Annotated in this window: 19 protein-coding genes; 9 read left to right on the top strand and 10 right to left on the bottom strand. The window is 69.6% G+C overall.

Annotated elements, in window-relative coordinates; genetic code table 11:
- Positions 1 to 38 precede the first annotated feature (38 nt).
- Positions 39 to 254 carry a hypothetical protein gene (locus tag ACG04R_RS13400; RefSeq protein ID WP_394411024.1) on the bottom strand — a complete coding sequence of 72 codons (216 nt, stop codon included), beginning with the start codon at positions 252 to 254 and terminating at the stop codon, positions 39 to 41.
- 7 nt (positions 255 to 261) lie between these two features.
- Complete coding sequence (locus ACG04R_RS13405; protein ID WP_394411026.1) at positions 262 to 1,659, bottom strand: phosphomannomutase/phosphoglucomutase; 1,398 nt, start codon at positions 1,657 to 1,659, stop codon at positions 262 to 264.
- A gap of 135 nt (positions 1,660 to 1,794) precedes the next feature.
- Between ACG04R_RS13405 and ACG04R_RS13410 the strand changes: the two genes are divergently transcribed.
- The 9 genes from ACG04R_RS13410 to ACG04R_RS13450 are packed head-to-tail and all read left to right on the top strand — an operon-like array spanning position 1,795 to position 10,967.
- The gene (locus tag ACG04R_RS13410) at positions 1,795 to 2,934 is read left to right on the top strand and encodes a sensor histidine kinase (protein ID WP_394411029.1); all 1,140 of its coding nucleotides are present in this window, start codon (positions 1,795 to 1,797) and stop codon (positions 2,932 to 2,934) included.
- Complete coding sequence (locus ACG04R_RS13415; RefSeq protein ID WP_394411032.1) at positions 2,931 to 3,683, top strand: LytR/AlgR family response regulator transcription factor; 753 nt, start codon at positions 2,931 to 2,933, stop codon at positions 3,681 to 3,683. The genes ACG04R_RS13410 and ACG04R_RS13415 overlap by 4 nt, the downstream gene beginning before the upstream one ends.
- A 50-nt stretch (positions 3,684 to 3,733) precedes the next feature.
- Complete coding sequence (locus ACG04R_RS13420; protein WP_394411035.1) at positions 3,734 to 4,498, top strand: substrate-binding periplasmic protein; 765 nt, start codon at positions 3,734 to 3,736, stop codon at positions 4,496 to 4,498.
- Between the two features lie 59 nt (positions 4,499 to 4,557).
- Complete coding sequence (locus tag ACG04R_RS13425) at positions 4,558 to 6,018, top strand: DNA-3-methyladenine glycosylase 2 family protein (RefSeq protein WP_394411038.1); 1,461 nt, start codon at positions 4,558 to 4,560, stop codon at positions 6,016 to 6,018.
- Between the two features lie 2 nt (positions 6,019 to 6,020).
- Positions 6,021 to 6,509, top strand: a complete 489-nt coding sequence (locus ACG04R_RS13430) for a methylated-DNA--[protein]-cysteine S-methyltransferase (RefSeq protein ID WP_394411851.1) — start codon at positions 6,021 to 6,023, stop codon at positions 6,507 to 6,509.
- A complete protein-coding gene (locus ACG04R_RS13435; RefSeq protein ID WP_394411041.1) occupies positions 6,506 to 7,435 on the top strand; it encodes a DMT family transporter in 930 nt (309 codons plus the stop codon). The genes ACG04R_RS13430 and ACG04R_RS13435 overlap by 4 nt, the downstream gene beginning before the upstream one ends.
- A 52-nt stretch (positions 7,436 to 7,487) precedes the next feature.
- Entirely contained in the window at positions 7,488 to 9,335 is a 1,848-nt protein-coding gene (locus ACG04R_RS13440; protein ID WP_394411044.1) for a right-handed parallel beta-helix repeat-containing protein, read from the top strand.
- A gap of 13 nt (positions 9,336 to 9,348) precedes the next feature.
- Complete coding sequence (locus ACG04R_RS13445) at positions 9,349 to 9,762, top strand: VOC family protein (RefSeq protein WP_394411047.1); 414 nt, start codon at positions 9,349 to 9,351, stop codon at positions 9,760 to 9,762.
- Positions 9,759 to 10,967: a glucuronyl esterase domain-containing protein gene (locus ACG04R_RS13450; RefSeq protein WP_394411049.1), complete on the top strand. Its 1,209-nt coding sequence runs from the start codon at positions 9,759 to 9,761 to the stop codon at positions 10,965 to 10,967. The genes ACG04R_RS13445 and ACG04R_RS13450 overlap by 4 nt, the downstream gene beginning before the upstream one ends.
- Positions 10,968 to 10,977: 10 nt before the next feature.
- Here ACG04R_RS13450 and ACG04R_RS13455 read toward each other — a convergent pair whose 3' ends face one another.
- The 8 genes from ACG04R_RS13455 to ACG04R_RS13490 are packed head-to-tail and all read right to left on the bottom strand — an operon-like array spanning position 10,978 to position 19,940.
- Positions 10,978 to 11,307: a hypothetical protein gene (locus tag ACG04R_RS13455; protein ID WP_394411052.1), complete on the bottom strand. Its 330-nt coding sequence runs from the start codon at positions 11,305 to 11,307 to the stop codon at positions 10,978 to 10,980.
- 38 nt (positions 11,308 to 11,345) lie between these two features.
- On the bottom strand, positions 11,346 to 13,145 hold the full coding sequence (locus ACG04R_RS13460; RefSeq protein WP_394411055.1) for a secretin N-terminal domain-containing protein: 1,800 nt from the start codon (positions 13,143 to 13,145) through the stop codon (positions 11,346 to 11,348).
- On the bottom strand, positions 13,142 to 13,537 hold the full coding sequence (locus tag ACG04R_RS13465; protein ID WP_394411058.1) for a hypothetical protein: 396 nt from the start codon (positions 13,535 to 13,537) through the stop codon (positions 13,142 to 13,144). Before ACG04R_RS13465 ends, ACG04R_RS13460 begins: the two co-directional genes overlap by 4 nt.
- The gene (locus tag ACG04R_RS13470) at positions 13,534 to 14,232 is read right to left on the bottom strand and encodes a hypothetical protein (RefSeq protein ID WP_394411061.1); all 699 of its coding nucleotides are present in this window, start codon (positions 14,230 to 14,232) and stop codon (positions 13,534 to 13,536) included. Before ACG04R_RS13470 ends, ACG04R_RS13465 begins: the two co-directional genes overlap by 4 nt.
- Positions 14,229 to 14,906: a hypothetical protein gene (locus tag ACG04R_RS13475; protein ID WP_394411064.1), complete on the bottom strand. Its 678-nt coding sequence runs from the start codon at positions 14,904 to 14,906 to the stop codon at positions 14,229 to 14,231. The genes ACG04R_RS13470 and ACG04R_RS13475 overlap by 4 nt, the downstream gene beginning before the upstream one ends.
- On the bottom strand, positions 14,906 to 15,889 hold the full coding sequence (locus tag ACG04R_RS13480) for a hypothetical protein (protein ID WP_394411067.1): 984 nt from the start codon (positions 15,887 to 15,889) through the stop codon (positions 14,906 to 14,908). Before ACG04R_RS13480 ends, ACG04R_RS13475 begins: the two co-directional genes overlap by 1 nt.
- Complete coding sequence (locus ACG04R_RS13485; protein WP_394411070.1) at positions 15,889 to 19,497, bottom strand: DUF6701 domain-containing protein; 3,609 nt, start codon at positions 19,495 to 19,497, stop codon at positions 15,889 to 15,891. Before ACG04R_RS13485 ends, ACG04R_RS13480 begins: the two co-directional genes overlap by 1 nt.
- Positions 19,494 to 19,940, bottom strand: coding sequence for an agglutinin biogenesis protein MshP (locus tag ACG04R_RS13490; protein WP_394411073.1), 447 nt, complete (start codon positions 19,938 to 19,940; stop codon positions 19,494 to 19,496). Before ACG04R_RS13490 ends, ACG04R_RS13485 begins: the two co-directional genes overlap by 4 nt.
- Positions 19,941 to 19,942 lie beyond the last annotated feature (2 nt).

The following is a 19,942-nucleotide window of genomic DNA, read 5'->3' on the forward strand; positions in this document are numbered from 1 at the left end:
TCCCTTAATCAAAAAGAGCGGCTCTGCGGCCGCCTGCCTTACCCCAACCAGCCACTGCGCGGGGCTGGCTTGGACTTGGTTCCCTTCGGCCACAGCGCGTACAGCAGCGGCCCGCCCAGTGGCATGCAGAAAAACACTACGAACCAGAGGCGGGGCTGGTTGTTGCGCAGCACATGGCCGATGGCCAGCAATGCAAGGGTGACATAGAGCGCCAAAATTCCCAGTACCGTCAGGATGAAGCCGACGTCACCCATGGCGCGCTCAGTGCCCCGCGGCGAAAGTCGCGTCGGGCTTCACGCGTTTGAGTTGCGCCAGCACGTCGTGCTGGATGCGGTCCAGCGCCTCGGGCGTGTGGCCTTCAAAGCGCAGCACCAGCACCGGCGTCGTGTTGGACGGGCGGATCAGGCCGAAGCCGTCGGCGTACTCGAAGCGCATGCCGTCGATGGTGTTGATCTCCAGCACGCCGGGCAGGTCGGCCGCCGTGACCAGTTCCTTCAGCTTCTTCACCACGTCGTGGTGCTCGCCTTCGGCGCAGGGCACGTTGATCTCGGGCGTGTTGAAGCTGTTGGGCAGGCCCTTGAGCGTGGCGCTGGGGTCGGCGTCGCGGCTGAGGATCTCCAGCATGCGGCCGGCCGTGTACATCGCGTCGTCGAAGCCGTACCAGCGTTCGCTGAAGAAGATGTGGCCCGACAGCTCGCCGGCCAGCGGCGCGCCGGTTTCCTTCAGCTTGGCCTTGGCCAGCGAGTGGCCGGTCATCCACATCAGCGGCTTGCCGCCGTGCTCCCTGATCCACGGCGCCAGGCGCTGCGTGCACTTCACGTCGAAGATGATCTCGGCGCCGGGGTTGCGCTTCAGGATGTCGGCGGCCAGCAGCATGATCTGACGGTCCGGCATGATCATCTCGCCGTCCTTGGTGACGATGCCGAGGCGGTCGCCGTCGCCGTCGAAAGCCAGGCCCAGCTCGGCGTCGCAGGCGTGGACGATCTTCTTCAGGTCTTCCAGGTTCTCGGGGCGCGAGGGATCGGGATGGTGGTTGGGGAAGTCGCCGTCCACCTTGGAGTAGATGTCGACGACCTCGCAGCCCAGCGCGCGCAGGATGGCCGGTGCCGAGGCGCCCGGGATGCCGTTGCCGCTGTCGACGACGATCTTCATCGGGCGGGCCAGCTTGCAATCCTTGACGATGCGGGCGGCGTACTCGGGCACGATGTCCATCTGACCGACGCGGCCGGTGCCGGTCGCGTAGTCCTCAGCCTCGATGCGGCGCTTCAGACCCTGGATCTGCTCGCCGTAGACGGCGGCGCCCTTGAGCACCATCTTGAAGCCGTTGTAGTCCTTGGGGTTGTGGCTGCCGGTGACCTGGATGCCCGAGTTGCAGCCATGCTTGCCGCGCGTGGCGGCTACGTAATAGAGCATGGGCGTCGTCACGGCACCGATGTCGACGACGTCCAGCCCGGTGGACTGGATGCCACGCACCAAAGCGGCGACCAGACCGGGGCCCGACAGGCGGCCATCGCGGCCCACGGCCACGGCTTTTTCGCCCAGCGCCTTGGCCTCGGTGCCGAAGGCACGGCCCAAGTGCTCGGCGAGTTCCTCGTTCAAGGTCTGGCCGACGACGCCGCGGATGTCATAGGCCTTGAAGATGGAAGCGTGAACCTGCATGAATGCCCTCTGAAAGCTGGGTTTTGAATCGCGGCGGATTGTAGGCACGCCCTCGTGACGCCATCCGTCGCGCCGGTTGTCGATTCGTCACTCATGCAAGGGGCATGCCGCGGCGGCTTCCTACACTCCCGCCCCATGACATTCCTGGAAGAACTGGGGCAGGCGGTACGCCACCAACGCATGCTGATGAAGCATCGGCCCGACCGTGCGCGCTTCCGGCTGCTGATCTACGCCGCCTGGATGCTGTTCTTCGGCCTGGCCTTCGCCGTGGCAGCCGGTCTGCAGCGTGGCGACCTGGGGGCGGCGCGCTGGTGGCAGGAACAGCTGCCGGCCAACCTGCTCGTCAGCGCCTGCGTGATGGCCTGCTTCTTCGCCGTGTTCCGCAGCTTCGAGAAGCTGGCGCCGCAGCGCTGGTTGGACACCATCATGGGCTGGCGCGACTGGCGTTCGGCGGTCTTCTTCTCGGTGGTGTCGATGGGCTGCTCGCTGATCGGCGTCGTCACGGGCCTGCTGTTGGTCGACGTCATCTGGAACGTGCCCAACCTGCGCTACGTGCTGGGCAACCTGGGTTTCTGGCGCCAGTTCCTCATCGTGTCGGTGGTGATCTCGAGCATCATGGTCTGGCGCTACCGCGCGCGCCTGAGGCAGCAGCTGATGCAGGCCCGCGTCACCGAGGCGCAGCTGAGGCTGCTGCAGGGGCAGATCGAGCCGCATTTCCTGTTCAACACGCTGGCCAACGTGCAGAGCCTCATCGATTTCGACCCCGGGCGTGCCAAGCTGATGCTGGAGCGCTTCACCGACTATCTGCGGGCCAGCCTGGGCCAGTTGCGCGGCGAGTCGACGACGCTGGCCCAGGAGTTCGCGATGCTGGAGGCCTATCTGGGCCTGATGCAGCTGCGCATGGGCGAGCGGCTGCGGGTGACGCTGTCGCTGCCGGCGGAGCTGGCCGGTGTCGAGCTGCAGCCGCTGCTCGTCCAGCCGCTGGTCGAGAACGCCATCCACCATGGACTGGAACCGCAGATCGCCGGGGGCACCGTGGCCGTCAGCGCCCGCCGCGTGGACGGCCGGCTGTGGATCGAGGTGGCCGACGACGGCCAGGGGCTGGACGGCCCGCGGCGTCGCGGCGGCAATGGCGTCGCCCTCGGCAACATCCGTTCGCGCCTGGCCGCACGCTTTGGCCCATCCGCCCAGCTGGAGCTGCTGCCCCGCGAAGGCGGTGGCACGCTTGCTCGCATCCAGTTCCCCCTCTCCTCCAACGCTGCACCTCAGTCATGACCAACGCCCCCACCGCGCTGATTGCCGACGACGAATCCCACCTGGCCCAGTACCTCAAGGCCCAACTGGCCCAGGCCTGGCCCGAGCTGCAGATCGTCCGCGTCGCGGCCAACGGCGTCGAAGCCGCCGAGGCCATCGCCGAGCTGGAACCTGACCTGGCCTTCCTCGACATCCAGATGCCCGGACTGACGGGGTTGGAAGTGGCCCAGGGCATCGAGGGCGCGACGCGAGTCGTCTTCGTGACGGCCTACGACCAGTACGCCGTCGACGCCTTCGAGGCGCGCGCCGTCGACTACCTGCTCAAGCCGCTGAAGGCCGAGCGGCTGGCGGCCTGCGTCGAGCGGTTGCGGCGCGAGCAGCCCGCCGGTGACGACGCGCTGGCCGAGACGCTGAAGCGGCTGCTGCCCGTGGCGAACGCGGCGCCCCGGCTGCGCTACATCCGCGCGGCGCAGGGCGAGCTGATGCACCAGGTGCCGGTCGATGAGGTGCTGTTCTTCCACGCCGACGACAAGTACACCATCGTGCAGACGGCCACGGCCGAGCACCTGATCCGCACGCCCATCTTCGAGCTCGCCGGCCAGCTGGACCCCGACCGCTTCTGGCAGGTGCACCGCTCCACGATCATCAATCTCGATCACCTCGCCGGTACGCGCCGCGACGAACAGAGCCGTCTGTTCGTGCGCATCCGCGGGCAGGGCAGGGAGCTGCCGGTCAGCCGGGCCTACGTGCACCTGTTCAAGGCGATGTAGAGGTCGCCGGGGCAGCGCTAGAGTCGGGGGGCGAAACGAGAGCCCTCAAGATGCTGCGTCGTGACCTGCTGCTGTTGTCCGTTCCGGCGGGCATGCCCGCGCCCGTCAAGGCGCAGCAGCATCCGAACGACGCCGCCGAGCGCACGCCGCCGCTGGAATGGGTCGCCGGCGACTTGCCGCCTTTTGCCTGGCGCGCGCCGGGCGGCGCGCGTGGCTATGCGCATGACCTGATGCTGCTGATGGCCCGGCAGCTCGGTCGCCCCGCGCAGGTGACCTACTACCCCTGGGCCCGCGCCGTGCAGCTGACCGAGCGCAGCGACCACGTCGGCATCTTTCCGCTGGCGCGCACGCCGGATCGCGAGAAGCGCTTCCAGTGGCTCGTGCCGCTGATGACGACGCGCTACGTGCTGGTCACGACTGCCACGGAGCGCCGGCTGGTCCTGAGCCAGTTGCGGCTGCTGCGCGTGGGCGTGCTGCGCGGGTCGCCCATCGTGCGCAACCTGCAAGGCGAGCACTTCCAGACCATCATCGAAGGCAAGGACTACAAGGACCTGCTGCGCATGCTTGTCGGAGGCACGCTGGATGCTGTCTACGCCGGTGCCTCGATGATCGAAGCGGCGATGGACGAATACGGCTATGCGCGTCAGCGGTTCACCACCCATCTGGCGCTCGGTGAGGCCAAGCTCTACATGGCGGCCTCGCTCGCACTGGCGCCAGAGGAGGCCAGGCGCTGGCAGAAGGCCTACCAGCAGCTGGAGGAGGACGGCAGCGTCGAGCGGCTGCGGCGGCGCTACTTCGCCGCTGAAAAGCACTGACGTGTCAGCGTGTCCGGAAACGGCCAGTCATGCTGGGGGGCGAGGCCTAGACTGCAGCCATGCTTTCCAGCCCACTTCCGCCCGATGCCGCCTACGCCGCCCTGCAGGCGCACGACGCGCGCTTCGACGGGCGGCTCTACGTGGGTGTCACGTCCACCGGCATCTACTGCCGCCCCGTCTGCCGCGTGCGCCTGCCGCGGCGCGAGAACTGCCGCTTCTTCTCGACGGCTGCGCAAGCCGAGGCCGAGCGCTTCAGGCCCTGCATGAAATGCCGCCCCGAGCTGGCTCCGCGCGCCTTGCCGTGGACGACGATGGACGCCTCGCGCACGCTGGCGCAGCAGGCTGCCGCGTGGCTGGACAGCTGCGATGACGCCGAGGCGAGCGTCGAAGACCTGGCCAGGCACCTCGGCATCACGAGCCGCCATCTGCGCCGCATCTTCCAGGCCGAGCACGGCGTATCGCCGCTGCAATACCTGCAGACGCGCCGCCTGCTGCTGGCCAAGGCGCTGCTGACCGACAGCACGCTGCCCGTGCAGGAGGTGGCGTACGCGGCCGGCTTTGCCAGCCTGCGGCGCTTCAATGCCGCCTTCGTCGAGCACTACCGGCTGCAGCCCACAGCCTTTCGTCGTGTCGGCAAGGAGGGCGGCGGCACGGCACCGATGTCGCGGCTGCGGCTGAGCTATCGCGAGCCCTATGACGTAGCCGGCGTGCTGGCCTTCCTCGCGCCGCGGGCCATCGCCGGCGTCGAGAAGGTCGAGGACGGCGCCGTCACGCGCTCGCTGGCGCTGATGCACGCAGGCCAGCGCCATGCCGGCTGGCTGCGCGTGTGCTTCGAGCGGGCAGGGGAGGTGGCCGTCGAGTTGTCGCCCACGCTGTGGCCGGCCGTCGGTTCGCTGCTGCCGCTGCTGCGCCGCTGGCTGGACCTGGATGCCGAGCCCGAGGCCATCGCGGCGGCGCTGGGCGAGGGCGGCGTGCCGGGCCAGCGCCTGCCGGGCTGCGTGGATCGCTTCGAGCTGACCGTGCGCGCCGTGCTGGGCCAGCAGGTGACGGTGGCTGCCGCGCGGACGCTGGCGGGCCGCTTCGTCGAGCGCTTCGGCGAGCCATTGGCTGAATCTGATTTGGCGCCAGAAGGCTGCCAGCGCCTGTTCCCGACGCCCGAGCGCATCGCCGCCGTGACGCGCGACGACATCGCGTCGCTGGGCATCATCAGCCGTCGTGCGGACAGCCTCATCGCGCTCGCTCAGGCCTGGCCGACGCTGGCCTTTGCGCGCCGTGAGGGCACGCCCGAGGCCGCCGCCGAGGCGCTGACGCAGATCCCCGGCATCGGCCCGTGGACCGCCGGCTACATGCTGATGCGCGGCTGGAGCTGGCCCGACGCCTTTCCGCCCGGTGACGTCGTGCTGCGCAAGGCGCTCAGTGCGGGTGGTGCGCCCGTCTCGCCCAAGGCCTACCTCGAAGCCGCGGAACGCTACCGGCCCTACCGCAGCTACGCCGTCCTTCATCTCTGGAGACACGCATGAACATGCAACACCACATCCTGCAGCGCCGCATCGACACGCCGCTGGGCCCGCTGACCGCCGCGCGCAGCGCCGCCGGCCTGTCGGGCCTGTGGTTCGACGGGCAGAAGCATCACCCTGGCGACCTCGACGTGCCCGAGGACGACGGTCGCGACCCGGTGCTGTCCGCCACCGCCGCCGCGCTGACGGCCTATTTCGGCGGCAAGCCGTTCACGCTGCCGCCGCTGGACCCGGCGGGCACGGCCTTCCAGCGCGAGGTCTGGAAAGTGCTGCTGAGCATCGAGCCCGGCCATCCGTCCACCTACGGCGCGCTGGCCGAAAGGCTGGGCCGCGCCAGCGCCGCCCGTGCGCTGGGTGCGGCCGTGGGGCGCAACCCGATCTCGGTGCTGGTGCCCTGCCACCGCGTCGTCGGCGCCGATGGCTCGCTGACCGGCTATGCCGGTGGGCTGGCGCGCAAGCAGGCCTTGCTGGCCCTGGAGGGCGCGGCGGCATGAAGCCTTTCGACATCGGCGAGCTGGTGCTGCTGGCCGCACTCTGGGGCGCGTCCTTCCTGTTCATGCGGCTGGGCGTGCACGAGTTCGGGCCCGTCGCACTGGCCGCCGTGCGCGTCGGCCTGGCCAGCGTCATGCTGATCCCGCTGCTCGCGTCGCGCGGCCTGCTGGGTGAGCTGCGCACGCACTGGCAGGGCCTGCTGCTCGTCGGCGCGCTGAACGGTGCGATCCCGTTCGCGCTGTTCTCGTTTGCGGCGTTGTCCATCACGGCGGGGCTGTCCAGCATCGTCAACGCGACGACGCCGCTGTGGACGGCCGTCGTCGCCTTCGTCTGGCTGCGCCAGGGGCTCACCCCGCTGCGCGCGCTGGGCCTCGTCGTCGGCTTTGCCGGCGTGGCCTTCCTGGCCTGGGACAAGGCCAGCTTCAAGCCTGGTGCCGACCACTCGGGCCTGCTGGCCGTGCTGGCCTGTGCGGGCGCGACGCTGTGCTACGGCGTTGCGGCGAACGCGACCCGGCGTTTTCTCTCCGGCGTGCCGCCGCTGGTCGTCGCCACCGGCAGCCAGGTGGCCGCGGCGCTGTTGCTGGCGGTGCCGGCGGCCTGGTTGTGGCCTGCCGCGCAGCCCAGCGGTGCCGCCTGGGGCGCCGTGCTGGCGCTGGCGGCGCTGTGCACGGCGCTGGCCTACATCATGTACTTCCGCCTGATGAGCCGCGTAGGCCCGACGAACGCGGTGTCGGTGACCTTCCTGATCCCGCTGTTCGCCATCCTGTGGGGCGCCATCTTCCTCGGCGAAGCCATCACGGCGCAGATGGCGGTGGGCGGTGCCATCGTGCTGGCGGGCATCGCGCTGGCGTTGGGGTTGGCGGGACGAAGCCCCGGTAAGCAGCCTGATTTTCCGACCGCAATGAAGGGACGGGCGAAACGGTGGTAGCGTGCGGCCACAATCATTGGTAGCGCTACCTTCGATGGCGCCAGGAGACTGCATGACATCCCCGTTCCCTGCTCGCGGCCTGCGCCGCTGTGCTTTCGTGCTCAGCCTGCTGGCGGCCCAGTTCTTGTCCGCGCCGCTCGCGTCGGCCCAGCCGTCGGGCGGCCCCTACGGCCCGATCCCGCAGCGCTACGCGTTGCCGAAGGCTGCGCACGTCTACATCGTCGCGCCCGACGGCAAGGCGGACGCCGCCGGTTCGCTCGCTGAGCCGACGAGCCTCGAATCGGCGATCGCCCGCGTCGTGACAAACGACGCCATCGTCATGCGCGGCGGCACCTACCGCACCGGCGGGTTGCAGCTGAACCAGGGCATCACGATCCAGCCCTACCTCGACGAGACACCGGTGCTGAAGGGCACGCGCGTCGCGACCGACTGGGAGCCCCTGCCGAACAACGTCTGGCGCACGAAGTGGTCCACGCTGTTCCCTGCGGCCCCGCTGGGCTGGTGGCGGGCGGAGCGCGAGGGCATGCTGACGCCGCTGCACCGCTTCAACAACGACCGGGTCTTCGTCGATGGCGAGCCGCTGCACTCCGCCGGCTGGCCGGGCGAGGTCGGTAGCAAGGGCTTCTTCGTCGATTACGCCAAGGGCTATGTCTACATCGGCGTGAACCCGGCCGGCCGCACCGTGGAGATCACGGCGCACGACGTCGCGCTGCACCGCCCGTCGCGCGCCGTGAATGGCAGGCCGTCGGACCGCAAGGGTTTCACGCTGCGTGGCGTCACGCTGACGCAGTACGCCTACCGCGCCATCGACATCGAGGGCAAGAAGCCCGCGGTGCCGGTGTCCGAGGAACCGACCGACGACCCGGTCGGCCCGTCTCCCGAGGCCGACCACGGCAAGGAGGTCGTCGGCACGACGCTGGAGAACGTGACGATCACGTACTGCTCGCGCGTGGCTGGCTACTTCCGCGGCGACAAGCTCGTCATCCGCAACTCGCTCATCAGCGACACCAGCACCGAAGGCATCTACGTCATCGGTTCGTCCGACGTGCTCCTGGAGCGCAACATCATCAGGCGCAACAACGTCGAGAAGCTGACCGGCTATTACCCGTCGGCCGTGAAGATCTTCAACCAGTCCTACCGCGTCACGGTGCGCGACAACCTCATCGTCGAGCAGCCCAACTCCAACGGCGTCTGGTACGACGTGGGCAACGTCGATGGCGTGTTCGTCAACAACTACGTCGAGGGGGCGATGGCCGGGCTGTTCTTCGAGATCAGCAAGGGCATCACGGTCGCCGGCAACGTGTTCGTCAACAACCAGCAGGGCATCCGCATCCTGAACAGCTCGGGCGCCAAGGTGCTGCACAACACCTTCGTCGATTCCCAGGTGCTGATCGACCGCAACGAGCGCAGTGCGCAGGGCGACCACTTCGGCTGGCATCCGCAGACGGGGCCGGACGTCAACGATCGCGTGGGCCATGTCTTCGAGGGCAACCTGCTGGTGGCCGGCGCCGGCCTGAAGGGGCCGCTGTTGCGCTTCGAGCAGTCGCCGGTCACCTGCGGCAAGGTCACGCAGGCGATGACGAACCGTGTCGACGGCAACGTGTACATCCGCGCGGGCAGCGGGCAGCCGCTGATCAGCTGGGCGCCGGTGCCCGGCGCGAACTGCCTGGCCACGTTCGCCAGCCTCGACGCCTTCCGTCAGACCGTGCCCGGCGTGGAGGCCACGGGCAGGTCGCTGCCGGGCTACGACGGTGCCGTGTTCAGCAGCCCCGAGCTGCGCCGCTTCGAGCTGGCGCGCGTGCCGGAAGGCGTGCAGCCGCTGCCGGTGGCGCCGGAGCTGCGCAAGCTGCTCGGCTGGGACGCCACGCATCTGCCCGGCGCGCTGCCGGCAGCCCGTTGACAGGGAGCGCACCATGCACTTCAAGCGCATCGCCCACGTCTGCCTGCACGTGACGGATCTGCAGCGCTCGCTGGCCTACTACGGCCGGCTGGGCTTCACCGAGGTCTTCCACTTCACGCGCAAAGGCAGGGACTTCGGCCGCTACCTGCAGGTGGCGGACCAATGCTTCCTCGAGCTGTTCGAGGAGCCCGGCCGTGGCCCGGTCGTCAACAACGGCATCGTCCACTTCTGCCTGGAGACCGACAACCTGCAGGCGCTGATGGCCTTCCTCGACGCGCAAGGCGTGTCCTACACGGCACCGAAGCTGGGCGGCGACTTCACATGGCAGATCTGGCTGGAAGACCCTGACGGCAACAAGTTCGAGGTCCACGCCTACACCGACAGGAGCATGCAGCAGCACGGCGGCACGATGGAGGCCGACTGGTGAGGCGCCGTCTGCTGATGGCGTTGGCGGTGCTGCCCGCGGTGGCGCAGGCAGGTGTCGAAGATGGCGCGACGGGTTGCGCGTCGGCGCCGCTCGTGGCCTACGCGGACTTGCCCGCGACGGCTGCGCTGCCCGATCCGTTTCTCAGCCGTTCGGGTGCAGCTTTGAAGCGCAAGTCCGACTGGCCGTGCCGTCGCCGTGAAGTCAGCCAGCAGTTGCAGGCCTACGAGCTGGGCGAGAAGCCCGCGCCCGTCCCTGGCAGCGTCAGCGCCACGCTGGACGGCACGGCGCTGACCGTCACCGTGAAGGACGCCGGCCGGAGCGTCAGCTTCGTTGCCAACGTGCAGCTGCCCAGCAGCGGCACGCCGCCGTATCCCGCGCTGATCGGCATCGGCCGCTCATCCCTGAACAACGCCGAGCTGCTGCAGCGTGGCGTCGCGATCATCAACTTCCCGAACGACGACATCGCGCAGCAGCGCAATGGCCAGTCACGCAACCTCGGCAAGTTCTTCGAGCTTTACCCGCAACGCGAAGGTGCGGGCGCGCTCGTGGCCTGGGCCTGGGGTGTGAGCCGACTCATCGACGCGATCGAGCTCGGTGCGCTGCCGAACGTCGATGCCGGTCGGCTTGGCGTGACCGGCTGCTCCCGCAACGGCAAGGGCGCGCTGATGGCCGGTGCGCTGGACGAGCGCGTCGCGCTGACCATCGTGCAGGAAAGCGGCTCGGGCGGCGCCGCGGCCTGGCGGGTATCGGACGCGCAGAAGGCGGCCGGGCAGAACGTGCAGACGCTGGGTCAGATCGTTCAGGAGAACGTCTGGTTCCGCAGCAGCTTCGGCCAGTTCGGCGCAGGTGCCGCGAAGCTGCCTTACGACCATCACCAGGTGCTGGGGTTGGTGGCGCCGCGCAGCCTGCTGGTCATCGAGAACACGTCGATGGAATGGCTGGGCAACCAGAGTGCCTGGACGGCCGCACTGGCGGGCCGTGAGGTCTGGACGGCGCTGGGCGCGACCGACCGCATGGGCATCTCTCAGGTCGGCGGACACAACCACTGTTTATTGCCGGCGTCGCAGGCGGTGGAGGTGAATGCCTTCGTCGACCGATTTCTGAAGGGCACGGCCGGCGTGGCCACCGACGTCGTTCATACCGACGGCAGCTTTCCCGTCGAGCGCAGCCGCTGGATGCCGTGGAAGACACCGGCGCTGGACTGACGGTGCACGCTCAGAACCGGTAGCAGTGGTCCGGTTGCGCTTCGCTGCCTGCCGCCTTCACCGCGGAGGCTGACACGGTGGCGCCGGGATAGGCGCCTCTCTGGCAGGCAATCAACGCTTCACGGCTGCCTTCGATGCCCTGCTCGATGAGCGATTTGCGAGGCTCCAGCCGTATCGGCTGGCTGCGCGATGCCCGCGCGAACAGCGGAGTTTCAACGGTTGATGGCCGCACCCGCAAATACAGTCGGTCGGCGCTGGCATGGTCGGCCTGCGGCCGGGGCAGTTGCGGGGAGGGCTCGTCCGTCGCCTGACTCTGCACGGGCACCAGCATCGCCAGCATCAGTGCGACTGGCGGCAGGCGCACCGCACGGCTCGCCATCACTTCGGCTTGGACTCCGTCGTCCCGTCCAGGCGGATCACGCGGCGCGAGCGGCTCTCGGTGTCGTCCAGCGATTCGCTGACGAGACGGTTGTGCTGCTCCCAGTCCTCCGCGCTGCGGATGATGCTGGGCTTGATCAGCACGACCAGTTCGCGCTTGCGGCCGGTGTTGGCGCGGTTGCCGAACAGCATGGACGTGATCGGGTTGCTGTCGGCGCCCGGCAGGCCCGAGCCGCGGCGCGTGGCTTCCATCTGCATCAGACCGCCGATGGCGACGATCTGGCCGTCGGGGATGCGCACGATCGTGTCGGTCTCGTTGACGCTGGCGCTCGCCAGCGGCAGGCGGAAGCTGCCGACCGAGCCAAGGTCCACGTCCTTGACCTTCTCCGTCACGTTGGACACCGACGGGTGGATGTGCAGCGTGATCGTGTCGGCCGCGTCGATCTGCGGCGTCACGTCCAGTGCGATGCCGCTGAAGAACGGCGTCAGCGTCAACGTCGGGATCTGGTTGGTCGTGCCGTTGGTGCCGGTGTTGCTCGACGTGCCGCTGTTGCTGCCGCTGATGCCGGTGATGAAGTAGTCGTCGGTGCCGACCTTGAGCACGGCCTTCTGGTTGTTCAACGTCGCGATGCGCGGGCTGGACAGGATCTGCGTGTCGCCATGGCTCTCGAGGAAGCTCAGCAGCGCCTGGAAACCACCTTTGGACAGCGCCAGGCCAAAGGTGCCGCTACCGGCCGAGGGCACGGGGATGAGGTCGGACCAGGCCGGGCTCTGCGTGCCGGAGGACAGCGTCGGAAAGCCGCGACCGTTGCTGACCAGCGGGTTGATGATGCTGTTGACCCCTGTGGGCGTGGACGGGTTCACGCTGGTCTGGCCGACGGCGCCGTACTTGCCGATGCTGGACCAGTCGATGCCGCTCTGGTAGCCCTCGCGCAGCTCGACCTCGACGATCTTGGCCTCCAGCATGACCTGGCGTTCGACGGCCATCCGCGTGGCCTTGAGCCAGGCCTCCACGTGGCGCAGCTCGTCGGGCATGGCGCGCACGGCCAGCGTGCCGGTCTGCGGGCTGACGATGACGGTGCGGCCCTCGCCGTTGCCCACCAGCGCCCTCAGTGCGGCGGTCGTCTCGCCCCAGAAGTCGTTGGCGACCTTGGTGCTGAGCTGGCTGCTTTCCTGTTGCACCACGGTCGTGCCGTTGCTGCCGCCGGTGCCGTTGTTGGGCGTGGCCGCGTTGCCGTTGCCCTGGTTGCTGACCGGTGCCGCGCCGGAGCTGACGCGTACCTCGCTGCGGCCGCTGCGCTGCAGCGCCAGCGCGTTGATCGTGAACACGCGTGTCTGCAGCGTGGGCGGGAAGACCGTGATGCGGCGGCCGTCGATGGAATAGTCGAAGCCGTAGACCTCACGGATCGCGTCCAGTGACTCGCGGATCGTCACGTCCTTGAGCGTGACGGACAACTGGCCGGTCACGGCCGGATGCACCAGCATGCTGTAGCGCGTGTCGCTGACCAGGGACAGGAAGACATCGCGCGCCGGGGCGCCGTTGACGATGAGGTCGAAGCGCGGCTCGGGCGGCAGCACGGGCGCGGGCGGCGGCACCGGGACGGCCTCGGCCGCCGGTGTGGCGGAGGCGGCGGGTGCCGGCGGCGTGCTGCGCTGGGCCTGCAGTTCGTCACGCAGCGACCGGCTGGGCTGGGCGACCTGCAGGGGCTTGTCGGCGCAACCCGCAAGCCCGGCGGCCAGCAGGGCGACGGCCGCGCTCAGCAGCAGAAGACGGGGACGACGGTTGGCCGGGGCCTTCATGGCTGCTTCTCCTTGGATTTCTTGGCGGCAGTCGCCTTGGGCGCAGCGGGCGGGCGCTTCTCGACGCCGCCGTACAGCGGCTCGCGGCGCAGCTGCCCGGCCTCGCGCAGCCAGACGGCCTGCTCGGTGATGCGTTCGATGCGGGCGCCGTCGAGTTGCTCGCCGACGGCGTAGCGCCGGCCGCGTTGCACGACGTAGGCGTGGCCGTTGGCGAAGACAACCTGGCGGATGCCCTCACGCGCGGCTTCGGCGCCCGAGGCGGGCGACGACGCGGCCTCGGCGGCCGCGATGGCATTGCGCAGCGCGGGTGGCAGCGCGGTGGGGTCGCGGCTGGCGTCCTGTGCCTGGGCCGACAGTGCGGCGAGCAGCGACAACAGGGGAAGGGCTCTCATGGCTGCACCTTCAGCAGGAAGAGCTGGGCTCGCAGGCGCGGCGGCTCCTTGGTGCCAGACGCGCTGAGATGCATCTCGCCCCAGCGCAGGCCAGGCAGCTCGCGCTCCAGCGCCTGCAGGTAGCGCTGGATGTCGCCGTAGCGGCCCAGCACCTGCAGCTCCACGCCCTGCCAGCTCATGCCCGGCATGGTGGGCAGCGCGGCGGGCGCGCTGACCGAGGCCGCGGAAGCGGCGCGCGGCGCGGTGACGGGCAGGTCGTCCAGCAGCGCGAGGCGCTCCAGCACCAGGCCGGGCTGCTGGGCCAGCAGGCGCTGCAGCACGGCGGACAGGCCCTCACCACCGCTGGTCGAGCCCGCCTTGCGCAGCTCGGCGTCCAGCCGCGTGCGCTCGGCCTGGGCGGCTTCGAGCTGCGGGCGCAGCTGGCCGGCGGGATCGTTGGCATTGCGGCTTGCGGCGACGAACTGCTCGCGCAGCTGCGCGACCTCAGCCGCCTGCTGGGCCTCGGCATCGGCACGCAATTGGGCGCGCGCCGTGACGGGCGTCAGCACCAGCTTGTCGAACAACGCGGCGAGCACGGCCACGATGCTGAGGAACAGGATGGCGCGCTCGCGCAGGCTCAGCGCGTCGATGCGCTTGGCCTGGCGCTCCCACACGGCGCGCAGCGGGGCGAGGCTGATCGGCGTGGAGGCCTTCATCGCGTGGCTCCCGAAGCGGCGGCGGCCGGTGCGCTGACGACACGGAAGGCCCACACCGGCAACCCCGCCTGCGCGACCGGGCTTGTGCCGGCCAGCAGCGGGTTGCTGCTGGCGTTGAGACCCGGCGTGCCGACGCGCTCCACGCGCAACGCCGACAGCTCCTGGCCGGCCAGCAGCGGGTGGCCGGCGAGCTGGCCCAGCCAGGGGCGCAGCACGGCGGTGTCCAGCGTGCCGCCGATCAGCTCGACGCGGCCGGGCGCGTAGTTCAACTCGCCCAGCCAGGCCGCCTCGGGCAGGCTGCGGGCAATCAGCGCCAGCAGGTCGGAGTGGCGCCGCCCTGGCTTGCCGCCGCCTTCGGCGCCCAGTGCCTGCAAGAGTGCGCGGCGTTCATCGTTGCCCGTCAGCAACGGCATCAGTTGCTGCTGCAGGGCGTTGCCATCCAGCGGCACGGGCAGGCCCGCGCGGGCGACGGTGAGCTGCTGGCGTTCCGTGGCGTAGCCGGCAAGCAGGGCCTGGTGCTCGGCCTCGGCGTGACGGTCGCGCTGCTGCAGCCACAGCGTTGCGGCGGCGGCGGCTACCAGCAGCAGGCCGGTCGCCTGCAGCAGCGTCAGCGCCGAGAAATAGCGCCTGGGAGCCAGCAGGATGGGCGTGAGGAGGTTGATCTGCTGGGCCATCAGAGCTTTCTTGTCTCCGTGCGCAGCGCGGCGCCCAGCAGCGGAATGCAGGCGGCGAGTGCCTGGGTGGCGTTGCCCTCGGGCGCCGGCGCGCCGGGTGCGAAGCCGGCCAGCGGGTCCAGGGCCACGGTGCGCTGGCCCAGCTCGCGCTGAATCAGCGCCGCGACCTCGGCCCCGTGGTCAGCCATGACGACGTAGAGCCGCGTCAACGGCAGGTCGGGCCAGCTGCGCTCCCAGACGTCGATGGAGCGCTGCAGCTCGACGACCAGCGGCGAGTCCTGCATCGCGCCGCCGTCGAAGGTGCCGCCGGGCTGGTACTCGAAGCCGAGCGGCAGCTCGGCCGCGGGTGCTTCCGCCTGGTCGCCGCGGGCGCGAGCCAGCAGCTGGTTGTCACGTTCGAGCCGGCGCGTGTAGAACAGCTCGTCGCCGGCGCAGACCACCAGCAGGCAGTGGTGCGTGTCGATGTGCACGGCAGCGCAGGCGCGGCCGGCGAGGTCGTCGGCGCGGGCCTGGGCGGCGAGCAGGTTGCGCAGCGCCGTCTCCCAGACGTCGACGATGCCGATCTGCTCGTGAACGGCGGCCGCGCCATCGGTCAGTGCCTTGATGGCGCTGTTGCGGGCCGCAACAACGAATAGCTGACGCTGCGCGCGCTCCACGTCACCGCCAACGTGCATGACGTCGAGCGTCAGCTCGGCGACGTCGGCGTCCACCATCTCCTTGATCTGCCAGCGCGCCGCGGCCTTCAGCTCTTCCTGCGGCACCGGTGGCGTGTCGACCTTGAGGATCTGGTAGTCGTCCGGGTCCAGCAGCGCGATGGCCTCGCCGGCCGCGACGGGCCGTGGTTCGGGCAGCAGGCCCCAGCGCAGCAGGCGTGCCTGCCCCTCGTCGGGCGCGCCGTCGGTCAGCACGAAGGCGTGCTGCGTGCCGACCGGGCGCAGCAACAGCCGGTGGCCGCTGCGGCGCGGAGACCAGGGCCAGCGCATCAATAGTTCTCCCGCTGATAGAGCACGCCGTCGCTGCCCCGGTACGCACCCCAGGTGGCGCGGGCGCCGGGGTCGCTGAAGCTCGTGCCGCACCAGAGGCCACGCAACGCGGTCTGGCTGGCGCCGGTGGTGGCGGCCTTGGTGGCCGTCCAGCCGGCCTGGGTCTTGAGGCAGGAGGCGTCGGTGGGCGGCGTGGCCGCGTCCAGCGCGATCGCGACGTCCAGCGTGCCGACGTGGCCGGTGGCGGGCGCGGCCAGCGCGAGGGTAGCCTTGCCGCTCGTCACCGTCACCGAGCTGCCCACCATCGCGGCGTCGCTGGCCGCCAGCGTCTTGCGCAGGTTGCCGAAGCTGAGGTTGGTGGCGCTGACGCGGGTGCAGGAATCCAAGGTGTTGGTGGAGTAGGCCGTACCGGACCAGTACTGGGCTTCGAGCGGCAGGTTGAGCGGGCGGTTGGCGGCACCGATGCCATTCTGGAGGCGCAGACGCCCGAAGCGCAGAGGGATTGTGCCCACCTTGGTACGGTCCACGCCGTTCGCCGGCACGTCGGTGTCGAGATCCAGCGACAGCATGGTCACGCCGTCGGGGTCCACGGGCAGGATGCCGAAGTCGGCGCTGAACGGGCCGTCGGGCGTGGTGGTGCGCAGCGCAGCCGCTTTCAGCGTGACGTTGGCCACGCCGTTGCTCCAGCTGCCGCCGCTGGTGTTCGGCGACAACCGGCTGTTGGCGGTCTTGAACATCGTGCTGCCGGAGATGCCGGCAAGATTGAACTTGGCCGCCGTGCCGAGGTCCAGCAAGGCGAAGTTGCCGGTGTAGTTCTGCGTCGTGCCGCCGCTGGCGTTCTGTGCCGTCAGCGTGAAGCCGAGCGTGAAGTTCTCGTCGAGGTAGGTGAACGCGGACGCCGTGGCGCAGCCCTGGTCGGCGCGGTTGACGACGTTGGGTATGGCGGCCGTGGCGGCGAAGCCGGCCGGGATGAAGCGGCCGACGTTGCCGCTCGTCGCACCGATGACGTTGCCGGCACCGAGGTAGCTGCCGTCGGCTACCGCGGGCGTCAGCGTGATGATGCCGACCTCGGGCCACGCGAAGGTAGTGCCGGTCGCGACACCGTTGCTGAAGCCGCCAAACGCGCTCGGGTTGCTCAAGGCTGGCGCGTTGCCGCCAGCGGGCTGCACCAGCGTGGCGGTCAGCGTCACGCCTTCGGGCGTCGTCTCCCGGCCGTAGTTGGGCGTCGTGTTGCCGTTTGCATCCACCGCCGTCACGGTCGCCGAGAACGGTTTGCCGGCCGGCATGAAGGCACTGCCCGCCGCCGACGAGGCGCCGGGGTTGTTGCCCGGGCTGGCGATGGCCGCGGTTGCGCAGGAACCCGCGGCGTAGCTCGTACAGCGGATCGCCGACGTCACGAAGCCCGCCGGCTTCACGACGAAGGCATTGCTGGCGCCGTTCAGGGCCGCCAGCAGCGAGCCGCCCGCCGCCTTGCTTGCCAGGAGCGTGACCCGGCCGACGTCCGCGTAGTTGAAGCTGAAGTTCGCATTGCCATTGGCGTCGAACGTCATCGGCACCGCAGTGCTGGCACTGCTGCCGCCATTGGCGTTGCCGGCCACGGCGACAGCAGCATTGCCGGTCAGCGTCATGCGATTGCCGCTGGAACAGGTCGTCGGGTCGTTGCACTGCACGCCCCAGTTCACCGTGGTCGAGCCGCTCAACGCCGCTTCGCAGGCCTGGGTGGTCGTGTTCGTCTTGACGGCCCGCAGCACCCAGCCCCCGGAGGCTGTGCCCGCGGTCTGGCTGGGCACGGTGGCGCTGGCGCCGCCGGCAGTGGCCGCGATGATGAAGCCCGCAGAGTTGAACGTGGTGGTGCAGCTGTTGGCGGCACTGCAGCTGGTGCCGTCGACGCAGCATCTGCGTGCCGAGGTGGCCGGCAAGGTCTCTCCGGACAGGGTCACCGTCGCGGTACCGCCATTGCTCGCATTGGGGTAGGCCAGCGTGGTGGTTGCAGTGCCGCTGGCACCGAAGGTGACGGTGCCCGTGCCGAGCGTGCCGGCCGTCGTCGAGAGCGCCGCCGACTGACCACCGAAGCCGGTGACCGGATTCGTGCAGGGGCTCGAGGTGTCGGCGCAGGCGGTGACCGTCACGGTCGAGGCCTGGCACGCCACGCCGGCGCTCGGCGCCGAGAGCTCGTAGTGCTCGACCACGGGTGCCCAGCCGGGGCGGGGGTAGAAGGTCGCGCGGCCGTTGACGGTGGCGGTGCCGTCGGTGGTGGCCAGGATCATGCTCGTGTCGACCTGGTGCTGCAGGTAGTAGCCCGTGTAGTTCGTCGCCTCGAAGCTGATCGCCGATGCATTGGCGAGACCTGCGCGCAGGCAGAACGTGGCGTCGGCCGGGTAGGGGGCTGTCGCGCTATAGGCATTGAGCTTGAGGATGAAGTTGTTGTGGCGCAGGTAGTAGCCGGGGTAGTTCACCGACTCGAAGGACCAGCAGGCGGCGTTCGTGATGCCGGTGCGGGCGATGAAGGTGCTGTCGCTCTTTGTCAGTGAATCACTGCTGGCCGAAACCGGATTGATGTAGCCGAGGAAGTTGGAATGGCGGATGTAGGAGCCCGGCACGTCATAGGACTCGAAGCTGTAGCGGGTGCCCGCGACCAGCGTGGGGGCCGTGCCCGCGCACAGCGGCGGCATCGCGTAGGTGGAGTTGTTGGTGACGCAGCTGCTGGTGCAGCTGCTGCCGCAGCAGACGCTGTTGACGTTGCTCTGGTAGCCCAGCGTGATGCTGGCGCTGCCGGTGGACTTGGCGCACGACGACGCGACGGCGTTCTGTGCGAAGGTGATGGTGCCGGTGCTGGTGGTGATGGTGCCCGTGACGGCGGCGCCGTAGCCGACCGAGACGTTGCCCGCACCGCCCGTGATGTTGCCGCCGACGATGGAGCCTTGGCCCGTCGTGATCGTGCCGGTGCTGCTGACGTTGCCGTTGACCCGCGTCTGATAGCCGATGTCCACGGCACCGGAGCCGGCGCTGACGTTGCCGGCCACGACGGCGCTCTGCCCGACGGAGATGCTGCCGCTGCCAGTCACGCCGCCGGAGATCGTCGTGGACTGGCTGATGGTGATGGTGCCGCTGCCGGCCGACAGGTTGCCGCCGATGCTGCCGCTCTGCGGCGTCGTGATCGTGCCGGTGCCGCTGGTGGACAGGTTGCCGGAGACGGTCGTCTGGTAGGCCAGCGAAATGTTGCCGCCGTTGGCCGTCAGGTTGCCGGTGATGACGACGTTGCCGCCGCCCGCGTCGTTGACGCTGCCGGCCGTGATGTTGGCGGTGATCTTGGCCTGGTAGCCCAGCGTCAGCGTGCCGTTGACGACGAGGTTGAGGTCGCTGGCTGCGCCGGCTGTGTTGATCTGCGAGGTGTCGGTGCCGAAGTTGCCGGTGATGGTGATGGTGGCCGGCTTGGTGCCGTTGATGGCGACCGTGTCGCCGTAGGCAAGGTTGAACGCGGCGCAGCTGTAGCTGCCGTTGCTGCCGCTGCAGCCGGCCGGCATGCTGCCCGGAAAGGTGTAGGCAGTCGCGCCTGCCAGCGTGGGCACGAAGAACACGGCGAGGAATGCGTTCAGCCAGCGCTTCATTTGTTCACGCTCAGGTTGCGGCTGAGCTGGCGCTCGGCGTAGGTGGGCTCGGTCGTGCCCGTGTTCGGGCAGGCGCCGCTGGCGGTGATGTTGCAGGCCGTCGAGAGCAGCGTGTAGAAGGCCAGCACTTGGCCGTCGTCGGTGACCGTGCCGCTGGTTGGCGTGCGGGTGCAGGTGACGGTGACGGTGAAGTCGGCGAGCTTGTCGGGCAGCGCAAAGCTGCGCGTCGTGAACGGGCAGGCCGGCCAGCCGCTGGTGCGCAGAATCTGCTGGCTGCCCAGCTCCAGCCCGGCGAACGCCGCCTGGTAGGCCTTGGCCGCGGCCAGTTCGCCGGCCGAGCCCATCTGCTGGCGCTGGCTCAAGCTGGCCAGCGCCACGCCCAGGGCGGCCAGCGCCACCAGGATGAAGAGCATGGACATCATCGTGAAGCCGCGGTCTCTCATGG

It is taken from the genome of Pelomonas candidula, from assembly GCF_043555985.1.
In the GTDB taxonomy this organism is placed as follows: domain Bacteria; phylum Pseudomonadota; class Gammaproteobacteria; order Burkholderiales; family Burkholderiaceae_C; genus Pelomonas; species Pelomonas candidula.